The sequence below is a fragment of the Bradyrhizobium jicamae genome (assembly GCF_001440395.1).
In the GTDB taxonomy this organism is placed as follows: domain Bacteria; phylum Pseudomonadota; class Alphaproteobacteria; order Rhizobiales; family Xanthobacteraceae; genus Bradyrhizobium; species Bradyrhizobium jicamae.
Genome location: NZ_LLXZ01000231.1, coordinates 18,667 through 35,514, shown reverse-complemented (window position 1 = coordinate 35,514; position 16,848 = coordinate 18,667). Strand labels below are relative to the sequence as shown.

Genomic DNA, 16,848 nt, shown 5'->3' with positions numbered 1-16,848 from the left:
CGACATGCGAAGCCCGGCGCCACTATTGCGGATCGAGCCTTGCGGAGAAGCCCAGTCCTATCCGCTCTCGTTTCAGCAGGAGCGCGTGCTTTATCTCAATAAGCTGTCCCCGGAAAGTCCATTATGGAACAGGATCTCCTGTAAGCGGCTGGTTGGCCGACTGGACATCGCAGCATTGGAACGGGCGATCAATGAGCTGGCCAAACGACACGCGGTGCTGAGGACGCGGATCGGGCTGGTGGCCGGTGCGCCATTCCAGTCGAAGCACGACACGTCGGACGGAACGTTCGAGCTCGTGGAACTGCCCCCGCAGGGCGGCGAGGACAAGGCGCGCGCCCTGCTCAACCGCGAATATGAAACGCCGTTCACGCTTGAGGGCGGACGACTGTTCCGGGTCGTGCTGGTTCGGCGAAGCGAGGCGGAATCGTGGCTAATCCTCAAGCTGCACCACATCATCTCCGATGCGACCACGCTGCGGATCCTGTGGCGCGATCTCAAGTCCGCCTACAACGCGGCGCTCGCAAGCGCTGCGATGCGAGATAAGCCGGCCATCGACTACTTCGACTACGCGAAATGGCAACGCAGCCACTTCTGCGAGGAGAACACCCGCCTCCAGGAAGCCTACTGGCTCGACCAGTTCGCCGGCGAACTGCGAGAGCTCGACCTGCCGACCGACGGTCACGCGGGCACTGCCATGACCTTCTTCCATGGGGCGCTCGCGAGACTTCGCCTGTCGCGCGAGCTGACCAAGCGCATCCAGACTTTCAGCTTGCGAATGCGCGTGATCCCGTTCTCCACGATGCTGAGCGCATGCTACCTGCTGCTGCATCACTACTGCCGCCAGGACGACATCGTCGTCGGATCGGTGTTTTCCGGTCGGCACTACACGCCTCAGCTCAAGGCGTTGGCCGGTTTCTTCTCCAACACCGTGGCGCTGCGCGCGCGGCTCGATCCCACGCAGACTGTGGAGCAATTCGTCAAGGCGACGCATGGCTCGGTCACGCGCGCCTACGACATGCAGGATTATCCGTTCGAGCGGCTCGTCAGCAAGCTCGCGCCCGATCGGGGGCGAAAGCAGAACCCGCTCTTTCGCGTTCTATTTAACATGATTGGCGTGCCGGACGAGACGCAGGCGTTCCGCGGCATCGAGATCGAGGAATGGCGCGAGCCCGACGTCGCGGCCACCCAGATCGAGCTGTTCTTCGATGTGCACATGGGCGCGCACGATTGCGAACTGCGGATTGAATACGATGCCCATCTCTTCGCGCCGGAGACCGTCCAGCGCATGCTGCGCCACTACGTGAACCTTCTCGACGCGGTCACGCGCGGGGCCGGTGTGCGCGCCGGTGCGCTGAGCATGCTCGATGAAGACGAACGGAACCTTGTCCTGGCGTTTGCGCAAGGCGACGCTGCGGGCCCTCCGCCGGCGCCCACCGTCGTCGACCTGCTCGAGGAGCGGGCCGCGCGCGCTCCAGGCGAGCCAGCGATCGTGTCCGCCGCCGGCGTGCTCACCTGCGAACAGGTTAACCGGCGCGCAAATCAGCTCGCCGCGACGCTGGTCGCCTCCGGCGTCGAGCGTGGCGGCACGGTCGCGGTCCTGCTCGAGCGCTCGCCCGAGATGGTGATTGCCTTGCTGGCGATCCTCAAGACCGGCGCCTCCTATCTGCCGCTCGATCCTCAGTTCCCGCCGCAGCGCATCCAGTGCATCCTGCAGGGCAGCGGCGCGTGCACGCTCCTCCTGCGAGGCACGGCCGTACCCGCATCAATGGGTGATTTTGCCCGTCCGTCGCTGACCCGCATCTGCGTTGACGAGGAGGCCGCTTATTCGGGCGACGGGCAAAACCTCGGGCGTCCCGTCGACCCGGCGAGCCCCGCCTACGTCATCTACACCTCCGGTTCGACCGGATGGCCGAAAGGTGTGATCGTCGAGCATCGTGCCCTAATGAACACGCTCGCGTTTCTAGAGACCAGGTACGCGCTGGCCGGCAAGACCATCTTGCTGAAGACCAACTATACTTTCGACGTCTCCGCCGCCGAGCTGTTTGGCTGGCTCTTCGCGCACGGACGGCTCGCCGTGCTCGAGGTGGACGGCGAGAAGGACCCGGCGAAACTACTTGCCGCTATCGAGTGCTTCGAAATCACGCACATCAATTTCGTTCCGTCCATGCTCGGCGCGTTCCTGTCGGGCTTGCGCGAGCAGGACGCGCGGAGGCTCGAGGGGCTGCACTACATTCTCGCAGCTGGCGAGCCGCTCAAGGCGGAGCTGGTCGACCGCTTCCACGCGCTGGTGCGGGGGGTGCAGCTAGAGAATCTCTACGGTCCGACCGAGGCTACAATTTATGCCACCTGGCACGCTCTGCCGCGCGCCGAGCGAACGCTCGTAGTTCCGATCGGCCGACCTTTTCCCAACACCCGCGCGTACATTCTGGACGCCCAGCTCGAGCCGGTCGCGGTCGGGTTGACAGGCGAGCTCTGCCTGTCCGGCGCTGGGGTCGCGCGCGGCTATCTCAATGATCCCGCGCTGACTGCCGAACGGTTCGTGGCGAACCCGCATTGGCCTGGCGAACTACTCTATCGCACCGGAGACCTCGCGAAATGGAGCGACGACGGTCTAATCCAGTGTCTCGGCAGGTCCGACGGGCAGTTGAAGATCCGCGGCTTCCGCGTCGAAATTGATGAGGTCGAGCGCAAGCTTCGCACGTGCGCCGGCGTGGCGGACGTCGCGATCAAGGTGCGGACCGACGAATTCGGCCAGAAGGAGCTAGTTGCCTACCTTGTTCTGCAGTCGAGCAGCTTCACGGCCCAGCAGATCCGCGATGAGCTCGCCGCATGGCTGCCCACCTACATGATTCCGGCGCATCTGGTTGCGATCGAGCGGCTGCCCAGGCTGGCGAGCGGTAAGGTCAACATGCAGGCCCTGCCGGAACCGCGGCCGCGCGAGTCCATGGCTGCACCGGCCGTCGGGGCGACGGAGCTGGAGCAGACCATCATCGATATCGCCGAGCGGCTGCTGAATGTGCGCGGGCTCAACCGGAGCAGCAGTTTCTTCCAGCTCGGCGGTAACTCGCTGTTGGTGCTCCGCTTCATCGCGGCGCTCGATGCGGCGCTGGGCACGCGGCTGTCGGTCATTGATTTTCTCGAACTGCCGACCATCCGCGACATCGCCGGGCTCATCGAGAACTCGCGGACGTCGGTCGAGAGCCGCGCGCCTGATGCGGGCCCCCCATATAACCGTCAGTCGAGCGCGTCGCCGCGCATCCGCGCAAGGGGGGACGCACCTTGATACCGGTCTCGATCCCATCATATCCGCCGATTCCGCCCGCGGGGGAGGGGCCCTATCCGCTAACCTTCCAGCAGGAGAGGGTTCTCCATTTCTGTAGGCTCGAGCCTGATAGCTCGATATGGGACATCAACACCTGCAAGCGCCTGATCGGGACATTCGACGCTCGGGCGCTCAGGCGCTCCGTCGAGCTAGTAATCGAGCGGCATCAGGCGCTGCGCACGCGACTCTCCGACAGTGCCGGCGGCGCCACGCAGTCGTTCGACCTGCGCGGCGTGGGCGCGCTTCGCGAGATCGACATCTCGTGCCAGGCGCAGAACGGCGTCGAGCGCGCGATCGCGGCGTGCCTGACCGAGATCTGCCAAAAGCCGATCTCACGATGGATTTTCGAGGAGCGGCTTTTCGAGGTCGTGCTTCTTTGGCTCGCGCCGCAGGACCACGTCCTTCTGCTGCGCGTCCACCACATCATCGCCGACGCCGCATCCATCGATGTGCTCTGGCGCGATCTCACCGCCATCTATAACGGGCTGGTCGGCGATGCCGCGGACCGGTTCACGTCGGTCCGCCTTGACTACTCTGATTATGCGGTCTGGCAGCGCCGCCAGTTCGCGCCCGAGCGGACGCTGGAGCAGGAGGCCTACTGGCTGGACCAGTTCCGCGACGAGCCCCCAGCGCTCGATCTGCCGACAGACGCGCCTCCTTCCGCGATCGTCTCATTCAAGGGCGGTCTAGAGATCCTCGAGATTGCGAAGGACCTAATTGACGATTTTCAGCGGATCGGCTGGGAGCGGCGGGTCATCCTGTTCTCAAGCCTGTTCGCCGCCTATCTCGTGTTGTTGCACAAGATCTGCCAGCAGGACGACATCACCACCGGGGTGCTGTTCTCGGGCCGGCACTATGCGGCCGACCTCAACGAGGCGGTCGGCTTCTTCGTCAACACAACCGCGGTGCGGGTCGAGGTGCGCCGCGATTGCACGTTCGACCAGCTCGTCCAGGTGGTGCATGCGCAGGTCGAGACCGCATATTGCATGCAGGACTATCCCTTCGAGCGGCTGGTGCAGAGGCTGGCGCCGCGGCGCGGGGAAGGGCGTGTCCCGCTCGTTCGCACCATGTTCAACGTGGTGCGCAGCGGCGACGACGAAACGCTATTCGCCGGTCTCAGCGAGGCGCGCTGGATCGATGTTGCTACGCAGACGAATGCCGTCCAGGTCGACATGATCTTCGACCTGCACTGGGGAACGAAAGGGGCGGAGATTCGCATCGAGTACAACACCGATCTGTTCCGCAAGGAGACCGTGGTACGGCTCGCCGGCTACTACATTACCCTGCTGCGCTTGCTCCGCGGCGGCTGGAACGTGCCTGTGGCCGAGCTCGACCTTGTCGACGAGGCCGAGCGGCGCCAACTGGTCGAAGGTTGGAACCCGCCGCCCACGCCATATGCGGCTACGAAATGCGTGCATGAGCTGTTCGAGGCGCAGGTTGTCAGAAAAGGCGACTCGCTCGCCGTCGTGCACGGCGAGCGTGCCTTGACCTATGCGCAGCTCAACGCCGAGGCGAACTGCCTGGCCAAGGCCCTGCGCGAGCGCGGCATCGGGCCTGACAGCATCGTGGCAATCCTCGGCGGGCGCTCGGCGGGGATGGTGATCGGCCTGCTTGCGATCCTCAAGGCGGGCGGCGCCTATCTCCCCATCGCGCGCAACAGCCCCGGAAGGAGAGTGCAGCAGATACTCGATGATGCTGTGCCCCGCGCGCTAATCTTGACCGACGATGACGAGCCGGCGCTTGATTTCAGTGGCCCCGTCTTTCGGCTGGGCAAGACCGGCGCGGTCGGCGCGCCCGAGCCCGACAATGCGAGCGGGACCGAGCCGACGAACCTCGCCTATGTAATTTACACGTCTGGATCGACCGGGACGCCAAAGGGCGTGATGGTGGAGCACGCGAGCGTCGTCAATCTGGCGACCAACATGGACTATATGCGACTTGTCGCGGACGACCGCATCCTTCAGACCGGCGCACCTTCGTTCGACGCCACAACGTTCGAGATTTGGGGCGCGCTTCTCAACGGGCTTCGGCTCTACCTCGCCGACGATGACGTGCTGCTAGACGCTGCGAGACTCGGCGCGTTTCTAGCCGAGAACCGCATCACTGTCATGTTCTGCGTGCCGACGCTGTTCAACCATCTGGTGGAGGCGGATGCAAGCGTTTTCCGACAGCTTCGTTACGTGCTTTCCGGTGGCGACGTGCTGTCGCTAAAGCATGTCGAGCTCGCCCGTCAGGTGAATCCTCGGCTCACCGTGATCAACGCCTACGGGCCGACCGAGAACACGACCTTTTCGACCTGTTACCCGATCATCCGCCGGGAGCTGCGCACGGTCCCGATCGGCAAGCCGATCCCCAACTCGTGTGCCCATGTTTTCGATCGCGAGATGATGCTGTCGCCGGTCGGCGCGATCGGCGAGCTCTTCGTCGGTGGCGTTGGGCTGGCGCGCGGGTATCTCAACTGTCCCGCGCTGACTGCCGAACGGTTCGTGGGGAATCCGTTCGTGCCGGGAGAGCGCCTATATCGGACCGGCGACCTGGTGAGGCGGCGCTCGGACGGCATGCTCGAGTTCATCGGGCGGGCCGACCGGCAGGTGAAGATCCGCGGCTTCCGCACTGAGCCTGGCGAGATCGAAAATCGCCTGTTCGAGGTTCCCGGCGTCAGGGAGGTCGTGGTTTTGCCGGTGACCGGCGAGGACGGCAAGAAGCAGCTTTGCGCGTATTTCGCCGCCGACGCGGCGGTCGGTGCCGCCACGCTGCGCACGCACCTGGCGACCGTGCTTCCCGGCTACATGGTGCCGGCCAGTTTCTGCCGTGTCGAGCGGATGCCGTTGACCGAAAGCGGCAAGATCGACCAGTGGGCCCTTCCACTGCCGGAAGCTGGCTGCGAGATCAAGGACAGGGTGCCAGTGCGCGGTGCGGAGGAGATCGGCATCGCTCGTATCTGGTGCGAGCTCCTCGGCAGGGCCGAGGTCTCCGCCAACGACAACTTCTTCGAACTTGGCGGGCATTCTCTCCAGGCAAGCGCGCTGGCATGCCGGCTGACGGCGGAGTTCGGCGTCCCTGTCTCGCTGCGAATGGTGTTCGACGCGCCGACCGTGGAGGAGCTCGCCTTGGCGATCGTGAGTTGCAAGCCGGGGGAGGTCTTCCATGCGACCGTCTGCTAAGCCCTTAGTGCGCCCCGCCTCTGCCAACCAGAGTCGTATGTATGTGCTTAATCGGCTGTCGCCTGAAGGCACGGCGTACAACGTCCCGATTGCTCTTCGGCTCGAGGGACCGCTCGACGTGCGCCAGCTGCGCCGTGCCCTGGCGGCGCTCGTCGCGCGCCACGCCAGCCTGCGCACCGCGTTCACGGTCGTGGGCGACGCAGTGGTCCAGAAGATCAGGCCCAGTGTCCGCGTAGCTTTGCCGGTCCTCGTCGCCGGTGACAAGGGAGATGTCGAGCGGATCAAGTCGGCATTCGTACGGCCGTTCGATCTTCATCGCGCGCCTCTGCTGCGCGCCTGTCTGATCCGGATGGCGCACGCCGAGCACGTGCTCCTGATCGACCTGCATCACATCATCTGCGACGGGTTATCGGTTGACGTGCTTAGCCAGGACCTCGGCCGGCTTTACGGCGGACAGCGTCTCGATCCGCCAGCCGCCGAGTATGCAGAGTTCGCCGAGTGGCAGCGGCAGTTCGCTTGCACCGCGCAGGCAAAGGCGCAAGAGGCCTACTGGCTCGCACTCCTCGCCGATCCGCCCGAGCTGAGCCTGCCGACCGACGCTGCGCGGACGGCGGTGTATTCGTATGCGGGCGCGAGAATTTTCACCCGGCCGAGCGCCGAGCTTGTCGTCGAGCTGCGCGGCCTCGCGGCGCGCGGCCGCGCGTCCATGTACATGGTTCTCCTCGCCGCATACTGCATCCTACTGGGAAGATATGCGGGGCAGGAGGATGTCGTCCTCGGGACATTGGTGGCCGGCCGGCAGGAGGAAAGATTCCGCGACGTCGTCGGTCTGTTCGTAAATACTCTGGTGCTGAGGAGTTGGCCGAAGGGGGAACTGGCTTTCATCGACTACCTTAAGGAGGTGCGCGGCGGTTGCCTGAGCGCATTCGAGAATCAGGATTTTCAGTTCGAGGAGCTGGTTGATCGGATCGCGCCGGCGCGCAATCTTGCGCGCAATCCACTGTTCGACACCATGTTCTGCGCGCTCACGCAACAGCCGACGGTGGGACGCTACGGTGCGGTCGAGTTCAGCCGGTACGAGCTCGACTACCACATCGCGAAGTTTGACCTCAGCCTGACCGTCATCGAAGAACAGGATGGCGGGCTAGTGCTTGAGTTCGAGTACCGCACCGACCTGTTTCGCAGGGATACGATCCAGCGAATGTTCGATCACTATCTCAATATCCTCGCACGCGTGACTGCCGATCCGCGCGTGAAGCTGTCAGAGATCGACATGCTGACTGCGGATGAGTATCGGCTGACGCCCCCTGCGCGCTGGCAAACCGGCGAGACGAACGTGCTCGATCTCTTCCTCACGCAGGTCGGCGCCGCTCCGGCGGCTTGCGCCATCTCGTCATCTGCGGGTGACCTGAGTTACGGCGAACTTCATCGACGCTCGAGCGCTTTGGCCTTAAGGCTACAGCGGGACGGTATCGGCCCCGGCGATCTCGTTGCCGTGGCGGCCTCGCCGTCGGCCGACATGCTTGTCGCGCTTTTTGCCATTCTCAAATGCCGCGCGGCCTTTCTGCCGATCGATCCCGCTACCCCCGCCGAGCGGTTCGAACGTATTTGCGCCGATTCCGGCGTCGCCCTGCTGTTGACCGACGGCGAGGCGGATTGGCCCGCGTGCCCCGGCGTGATCGTGATGCGGCTCGGCGGAGAGATCGAACATAGCGGCCATGCTCCTCTGCCGCCCGCGCAGATCAGGCCGGAGGATCTAGCCTACGTCCTGTATACATCAGGGTCGACCGGCACGCCCAAAGGCGTCATGATCTCCCACGCGGCGCTTGCCAACTACGTGACTTGTGCGACAGTGACCTACGAGGCTGGCCGGGGCACGCCATTCGCGCTGCATTCCCCGTTGTGGGTCGATTTGACAATCACGTCGCTGTTCGTGCCGCTCACGAGCGGCGGATGCTGCGTAGTCTATCGCTGCACCGATGCGCTCGGGCTGACGCGCGCGATCGTACAGGACGATCGGGTCGAGCTCCTTAAGGTGACGCCCTCGCATCTCGCCCTCCTGCTCGAGGTGCTGCGCGATTGCGATCGGGTTCCTAAGAGTCTGCGCAAGATCATTGTAGGAGGCGAGGACTTTAAGACCAGCCTGGCCGCCGAGATCGATGCGGGCTTTCACGGGCGGGTCGAGCAGTTCAACGAATATGGCCCGACCGAAGCCACCGTCGGATGCACCATCCATCGCTACGACCCCGTGGATAAAACCCTGTCGGTGCCGATCGGCAGGGCGATCGACAACACGAGCGTCTTCGTGCTCGACGGCCATGGCACTCGGGTGCCGGTGGGGGTCACAGGAGAGCTCTACATCGCGGGTCTCTGTCTCGCCAATGGCTATCTCAACGACCCCGAGCGCACGGGCCAGCGCTTCGTGACCAGGCGCATCGGCGCCGACGTCATTCGCATGTACCGCACCGGCGACCTGGCGCGGCTCGCTCCGGACGGCACCCTGCACTACCTCGGACGCAACGACGATCAGGTGAAGATCCGCGGCTATCGGATCGAGCTGGGCGAGGTCGAGGCACATGTTCGCCGCCTGGCGGGAGTGACGGCCACGGTCGTGACCACGTGGCGTGACGGCGCGGGCGATGCCCGGTTGTGCGCCTATGTTGTGATGGACAACCACGCGTCGGCCGCTGATTTGCGGGCGCAGCTTGCGCAGCAACTGCCGGCTCACATGCTGCCGGCTTGGTTCGTTCCGCTTTTGGCGCTTCCGCTGGCGCGCGGCGGCAAAGTCGACAAGAAGGCGCTTCCCGATCCGCGGGAGCTCGCGCTCAGCGGCTATCCCTATGCACCGCCCCGTTCGCCAACCGAGCTCGCGATGGCGAGGATCTGGGAACAGGTTCTGGGCCTAGAAAGGGTGGGAATCGACGACAATTTCTTCGAGCTGGGCGGCCAGTCGCTCAAGGCGACCATCATGGTGGCGATGATCGAGCGTGAGCTGCGCGTCAAGCTCGAGCTCCGCGACGTGTTTGCCCATCCGGTCATACGCGAACTCGCGGAGCTGCTGGCCCCAAGCGGCGAGGCGCTGTCGGCCGACATCAAACCGCTCGGTGCGCAGCCGCATTATCCGGCGTCGTCGGCGCAGAAAAGGCTGTGGATCCTCAATCAGATGGCTCCCGACGACGTCCAGTACAACGTCCCGTGGGCGATCGCGGTCAAGGGATCGTTCGACCGTGCGCGATGGCATCGGGCGTTCGCGGCGCTCGTCGCCCGCCACGAGGCATTGCGGACTTCGTTCGCGCTGATCGAGGACGAGATTGTCCAAATCGTTCATTCGCGCGTCAACTTCGCGTTCGAGCCGCTGTCAGCAGACAGGCTTCCGACCGCCGCGCAGGCGATGGCCCGCTTCGTCCGGCCGTTCGATCTCGCCAGTGCGCCCCTGATCAGGGCCGCGGTTCTCGCCGATGCGCCGGACGACCACACCATCGTTGTCGATTTGCATCACATCGTCTCCGACGGCATCTCGCTCGAGATCATCCTGGAGGATCTCGTCGCGGCCTATCGCGGCGAGCCGATCGAGACCGCGTCCGTCCAGTACAAGGAGTATGCAGTGTGGCAGCGTGTCAATGCGGGCAGCGCCGCGACCCGTGCGCAACGCGAGCACTGGAAGCAAGTTTTCGCCGGCGAACTGCCGGTGCTCAACCTGCCGGCCGACTTTGCGCGTCACTCCGTCCAATCGTTCGCGGGCGACCTTGTGAAGTTCCGGCTTGACGCGCCGATGACCGAACGGCTGCGGACGATCAATCGGCGCTGCGGCACGACGATGCACATGTTGCTGCTCGCGGCCTACACCGTCCTACTGGCGAAATACGCCGGCCAGGACGATATCGTAGTCGGCACGCCGGTGGCTGGGCGCAACCATGCGGCCCTGCAGCGGATCGTCGGTATGTTCGTCAATACGCTGGCGCTGCGCAACCAGCCGCGCGACGAACTACCGTTCGCCGAGTTTCTCGCCCGTGTGCGTAGTCGCGCGCTCGAAGCATACGCCAATCAGGACTACCAGTTCGACGAACTGGTAGAACAACTGGCGGTCGAGCGGAATCTCAGTCGTAATCCGCTGTTCGACACCGTGTTCACTATGGTCACCCGTGAACGACGATCATTTGAGGTCGATGGGGTGAGGATCGAGCCGCTCGACTTCGATTTGATGATCTCCAAGTTCGACCTGACGCTGCTCGCCGCCGAGCGGGACGGCGGCATCGATTTCGAGCTCGAATACTGTACCCAGCTCTTCCGCCGCGGCACCATGGAGCGGCTCGCCGCGCACTACCGGCACATCCTCGAGCAGATCAGCGCCGATCCCAACTGCCGGATCGCAAATCTCGACCTGCTGACCGCGGCTGAACGTCACCAACTTTTGCTCGACTTCAACGCCACCAGCCATGCTTATCCGGCGGAGCAGACCATTCACGGGCTGATCGAGGCGCAGGCTAGGCGCACGCCGGACCATCCTGCGATCGTCTTTAAAGGGGCGGCTCTCACCTATCGTGAGATGGATCGCCGGGCCAACCAGATGGCCCGCCGTCTGGCCGCACGGGGGGCGGCCGCCGGGCAGACGGTTGCGATCATTGCCGGTCCGTGCACCGGGATGATCGTCGGCGTCCTCGGAATCCTGAAGGCGGGATGCGCCTATCTGCCGATAGATCGCGACTGCCCGCCCGATCGTGCCGCCGCCATGATGAGCGACAGCCGCACCGGCGTCGTCGTGACCGCCGGCGGCGCCGAATGGCGGGACACAGCGCGCCCCGTGATCGATCTCGAGGCACCCGACGCCTACCACGGAGATGACTCCGCGCTCGACGCCCCCGTCGGACCGCACGATCCTGCCTACGTGATCTACACCTCGGGCAGCTCCGGAACTCCGAAAGGGGTTCTGATCGAGCATCACTCGGTCAACAACCTGTGCACCTGGCACAACGAGACGTTCGCCGTGACGGCGGCGGACCGTGCCGCCAAATTCGCCCGCTTCGGGTTCGACGCGTCGGTATGGGAGATCTTTCCCTACCTGCAGACGGGCGCGGAGCTGCACGTTATCGACGAAGACGTCCGACTCGATCTGCCGCGGCTCAACCGCTATTTCGAGAACAACGCGATCACCGTTAGCTTTTTGCCGACGCAGATCTGCGAGCTGTTCGGCGAACTCAAGAACACCTCGCTGCGAATCCTGTTGACCGGCGGAGACCGTCTGCGCCGGTTTAGACCAACAGGCTACTGCGTCGTCAACAACTACGGGCCGACCGAGAGCTGCGTCGTCACTACCAGCGCGATGGTCACCGAAACATCCGAGCGCATCCCGATCGGCCGGCCCATCTTCAACACGCGGGCCTATGTGCTCGGCCGCGCCGATGTGCTCGTGCCGATTGGGGTCCCGGGGGAGTTGTGTATCTCTGGGGCGGGACTCGCGCGTGGCTACGTGGGTGATGACGCGCGGACGGCTGAGAAGTTTGTTGCCAATCCGTTCGAGCCGGGCAGCCCGATGTACCGGACCGGCGACTTGGTGCGCTGGCTGCCCGACGGCAGTCTCGAGTTCGTCGGCCGCACCGACAATCAGATCAAGGTGCGCGGCTGCCGCATCGAACCGCGCGAGATCGAGGGCGCGATCCTCGCGTATGAAGCCGTGAAGGACGCGGTCGTAGTCACGCGCGACGACCGGGACGGCAACAAGCACCTGTGCGCCTGCGTGGTTTGGCAGGCCCAGCAAGATCCGGCCGGCCTGCGCGAGCACCTCGCGAAGCGGCTGCCCGACTACATGCTGCCTGCGCAAGTGTTCGCGGTGGAGAGCATCCCGCTCAACAAGCGCGGCAAGATCGACCTCAGCAGGCTGCCTGCGCTCGACAGCAGCCACGTTGGGGGAGCCGTGGTGATGCCCCGCACTGATATCGAGCGGCGGCTGGCGAAGATCTGGTGCGGCGTGCTGGAGCGCGAGCACGTCGGAGTCGACGACAATTTCTTCGAGATTGGCGGCGATTCGCTGCAGGCCACAATCATGCTGGCCAAGGCAAACAAGGAGTTCGCGGCCGATTTGGCGCTCGGGGTCGTGTTCGACCATCGGACCGTTGCGTCACTCGCCCGCTGCTTCGAGAACATCGCGGCGCACGCTGGTCCTTCGCTCAAGCCGGCACCACCATCGTTGCACTATCCGACCACGCCGACGCAAGCGTTGCTGCACTCGGTGTGTAACTCACGAAGGGGCGTGGAGTACAATCTGCCGTTCGCATTCAGACTCCGCGGCGAGTTGGATCCAGCACGGCTGGAGACCGCCTTCCGGCAGCTGACGACGCGGCACGAGGCGTTCAGGACCTCCTTCCGCATGGTCGCGGGGCGACTGAGGTTGCAGGTCGTGCCAAATGTCGAGCTCGCGCTCGAGCGCCTTCCCGAATGCGACGAGCAGGACCTCGAAGAGGTGGTGCGCGATTTCATCCGGCCGTTCGACCTTGCGACGGCGCCGCTGATACGGGTCGCGCTTATGCCACTGCGCGGCGGCGACCACGTGCTGATAATCGATGTGCATCACCTCGTCAGCGACGGCACTTCGATGGGGCTGATGTACAAGGAGATCGCAGCACTCTACTCCGGCGCGCAGCTGGCGCTTCCCGCAGCGACGTTCAAGGATTTCGCCGCGTGGCTCGACGGCCACTTGAAGTCCGACAAGGTGCGCGCGCATGAAAAATACTGGGTCGACGTGTTTGCCGACGCGCCGCCGCCACTGCGGCTCGACACAGACTATCCTCGCCCCGAGCAGTTCTCGTTCGCCGGAGGCCGGCTGCGCTTCGAGGTAGACCAGCAAACTCACGCCGATCTCAAAACGTTGTGCGCGCGGCACGGCGTGACGCTCTACATGCTACTGCTGGCCGCCTACGACGTCCTGCTCTCGAAGTATAGCGGCGCTGAGGACGTCATAGTCGGCGTGCCGACGTCCGGCCGCTACCAGGCGGACGTGCAGGACGTGATCGGCATGTTCGTCAGCACCCACGCGACGCGTAGTCGGCCTCGCTGTGAGCTGCGCTTCGACGAGTTCCTCGAGGACGTGAAGGCCGGCGTTCTCGGCACGCTAGAGCATCAGGAATACCCGCTGTGGAACCTGATGGTCTCCCAGATGCTCCGGCGCGGCGGGAAGCCGCTGTTCACGACGATATTCGTGGTGCAGGACCAGACATTTGTGGCGATGCAGGTGCCCGGGGTCACGGTCGAGGTGATGGATGCCGGTTATCACGTCTCCAAGTTCGACCTGACGCTAGGGGCGCTGGAATCAACGAGCGGCATCGAGTTCGAGATCGAGTACAGCACCGAGCTGTTTCGCCGCTCCACCATGTGCAGCCTCGCCGACCGCTACCTGCACATTCTAGAGCAGATTGTCGCCGATCCGGCCATGCGGCTGGGCGACATCGCCCTGGCGACCGACGGCGAGAGGCGGCAGGTCCTGGAAATGTTCAACCCCCCAAGTCTAGCCGCAGATGACGACCCCACCGTGTTGCATCTGTTTGAGCACTGGGCGCAGGTCGCGCCGCAGCGCGTCGCCGCCCTGTGCGGCGGGACGCAGGCGAATTTCGGCGAGCTCGACCGGCGCGCCAACCGGTTGGCCCGGTATCTCGCACGGGCCGGCGTGCAGTCGGGCCATCGCGTCGCAATCATGGCGCGGCCCTCGTTTGAGATGATCGTCGCCATCCTTGCGGCGTGGAAGGTGTCCGCCGCGTATGTTCCGGTGGGGTGCGACTGGCCCGAGCAGCGCCTCGCATTCGTCCTTGCGGATAGCGGTGCAGCGCTGCTCCTCGGCGACGCGCGATCGCGCCGGTCAAGCTGCGCCGTGCCGTTCGTCGATATCGCGGGCGCGGACGCGCTGGAGACGGACGCTTCGAGCCCCGATCGGCGGCCTGACGGCGCGGCGCTTGCGTTGGTTGAGTACGTCGCGGATCGCGATGGCGTCCTCAGAGGCGTCATGATCGACCAGAGGTCCTTGCGCGAGCGATGCCGCTGGTACGTCGATTGCTTTGCCGTCGCTCCGGACGATCGCGGCGTCAAATACGGCGATCTCGCCGGCGGGGCGTCGTCCCTTGAGCTGTGGCCGTTCCTGGGCGCTGGCGCGGCGGTCGCGATGCTGCCGGACGAGACCGCGCGCGACGGGCGATTGCTCGACGATTTTCTGCGGCGGATCGGCCCGACCCACGCCTGGCTGCCGGCGCCGCTTTGCGAGCGGCTGTCGCGCTTCGAGAACGAGACGCTGCGTTTTGTGCAGACCTACGGCGGCCATGTGCATGCGGTGCGGCTGGGCAAGTACGAGGTTGTGCGATGCGCCGGCGCCGCCGAGACCACCGTTTTGGCGACGTGCCTCCCGGTGCGCGGCGCTGGGGCGGGTAACAACATCGGCAAGCCGGCCGGGTTGTCGCAGATCCGGATCCTTGGCCATGATGGCGGCCTGTTGCCGGTCGGCGTGAGCGGCGAGCTTTGTGTTGCCGGCTCCGGTGTTGCGGCCGGCTACTGGAACGATGCGGAGACTACGTCGCGCCGATTCGTGGCCTGTCCATATGCGGCGCCAGGCCGGATGTTTCGCACCGGACAGCTGGCGCGCTGGCTCGTCGACGGCACCATCGCTTTGACTGGCCCGTTGGTGGAGGCGAGCATCGATGGTCACCGCGTGTCGCTTCCCGAAATTGAGCGGCTGTTGCGATCGAACGGCGCCATCGACGACGCCGCCGTGGTATTCGACGACCGCGATCCGCTGCATGAGCGGTTGGTGGCCCTTATCGTGGTCCGCGGCACGGTGCCGGCGCCGGTCCCGTCGTTCGTTCAGGCAGTGAAGCACCACCTTGCGCAATGGTTGCCGCCGGCCATGATTCCTGCCACCTACATGCAGGTCGGCGCGATCCCACGCGATCTCGAGGGGCGCGTACAGCACGAGCAGTTGCCGCGGCCCGAACCGGCACCGGAGCCGACCGCAGTATCGTCGCCGCTCGTTGCCGCTGAGGTGACCGAGATCGTCAAGGACGTGCTGGGCTTAGAAACGATTTCCCCCGACGAGGACCTGTCCGCGCTCGGCATGACGTCCTTGGCGGCCGCACGGCTGACGACTCGCATCTATTCGAGCTTCGGCACCGCACCCGAGCTCTGCCGCATTCGGTCCGCTCCGACGATCTCTGCCATTTCTAACGCCCTCGAGGCATCTGGGACCGCGTCATGAATACCGCAACCCACGTGCAGGACGCCATTCGCGACGTTGTCGATCTGCACCGAAATCGGTTCGAGCTGCTGCGCGCCCGCCCGGAACCGAAGCTCGGATACGTGTCGATCCACACGCCGGAGGAGATTCTTCTCGCGGCGGGAGCGATCCCTTTTCGCATCACCGGCGAGCAGGCGTACACGAACGATGCCGCCGCGCGATTGAGCGCCAACTACTGCTCGTACGTGCTGAGCTGCCTGAGTGAAGGAATGGACGGCGTCCACGACTTCGCCGATGGCGTCGTGTTCGTCAACGGTTGCGACATGCGCAAGCGGTTGTGCGAGGCGTGGGCGTGCGATGTGCCCGGCCACTCAGCCTATTATCTCGATCTGCCTGGGGATGCCACCGACCTTTCGAAAGCCTACTTTGCGAGCCAACTGCACAAGCTGATCGCGACGCTCGAGCGGCGCTATGACCGCAAGATCGTCCACGATGCGCTCGGGCGGGCAATCGAGACGTGCAACCGGTCGCGCGCGCTGGTGCAGGAGCTCGATCGACATGCCCGCAGCGGGCGGCGGGTGCTGTCGGGCGGCGAGACGATCGGGGTTGTCAAGGCGGCGACCACAGGGCTCAAGGACGCGTTCAATGAGCGCGCCGCGGCCCTGCTCGGCGCGCTCAATACGGCCGACTCACTGCCGCAGCGTCGTCCGCATCGGGTCATGATCTGCGGCAGCTACTTCGATCACCAGGGCATCATCGATACCATCGAGGAGACCGGCGCCGAGGCTATCTGCGCCGACATCAGCAATGGAGCAAAATACTTTGAAGGCCGCGTCGATCCCGACGCCGAGCCGGTCGCGGCAATCGCCGCCTACTATCTCGACAAGCACACGAGCGCGCGCCGCCTCGATACGGATGTTAGGATGCGCCACATGCTCGAACTGGTGCGAGCCTACGGCGTCGACTCGGTCATCTACTACGTCCTCAAGTTTTGCGACACCAACCTGCACGAATACCCCTACATCCTGCAGAGACTGCAGGCCGAGAAGATCCCGGTGCTGTTCATTGAAGGCGAGCGCAACGCGACGAATATCGCCGGCACGCGAACGCGAATTCAGACCTTTCTGGAACCCCTAATCACATGAGGTGACACC

General features: G+C 64.7%; 4 protein-coding genes. All 4 read left to right on the top strand.

Features of this window, described 5'->3' with window-relative positions:
• Positions 1-4 precede the first annotated feature (4 nt).
• The 4 genes from CQ12_RS40880 to CQ12_RS40865 are packed head-to-tail and all read left to right on the top strand — an operon-like array spanning position 5 to position 16,839.
• Positions 5-3,283, top strand: coding sequence for a non-ribosomal peptide synthetase (locus CQ12_RS40880; protein ID WP_198164405.1), 3,279 nt, complete (start codon positions 5-7; stop codon positions 3,281-3,283).
• Positions 3,280-6,486 carry a non-ribosomal peptide synthetase gene (locus CQ12_RS40875; protein ID WP_057840887.1) on the top strand — a complete coding sequence of 1,069 codons (3,207 nt, stop codon included), beginning with the start codon at positions 3,280-3,282 and terminating at the stop codon, positions 6,484-6,486. The genes CQ12_RS40880 and CQ12_RS40875 overlap by 4 nt, the downstream gene beginning before the upstream one ends.
• Positions 6,470-15,715, top strand: coding sequence for a non-ribosomal peptide synthetase (locus tag CQ12_RS40870; protein ID WP_083519716.1), 9,246 nt, complete (start codon positions 6,470-6,472; stop codon positions 15,713-15,715). The genes CQ12_RS40875 and CQ12_RS40870 overlap by 17 nt, the downstream gene beginning before the upstream one ends.
• Positions 15,712-16,839 (top strand): 2-hydroxyacyl-CoA dehydratase subunit D, encoded by a 1,128-nt coding sequence (locus CQ12_RS40865; RefSeq protein ID WP_057840885.1) that lies wholly within the window; start codon positions 15,712-15,714, stop codon positions 16,837-16,839. The genes CQ12_RS40870 and CQ12_RS40865 overlap by 4 nt, the downstream gene beginning before the upstream one ends.
• Positions 16,840-16,848 lie beyond the last annotated feature (9 nt).

Bases quoted from the DNA above. Each gene is read 5' to 3' on its own strand.
- CQ12_RS40880 (WP_198164405.1), top strand. From the start codon at position 5: ATGCGAAGCCCGGCGCCACTATTGCGGATCGAGCCTTGCGGAGAAGCC.
- CQ12_RS40870 (WP_083519716.1), top strand. From the start codon at position 6,470: ATGCGACCGTCTGCTAAGCCCTTAGTGCGCCCCGCCTCTGCCAACCAG.
- CQ12_RS40865 (WP_057840885.1), top strand. From the start codon at position 15,712: ATGAATACCGCAACCCACGTGCAGGACGCCATTCGCGACGTTGTCGAT.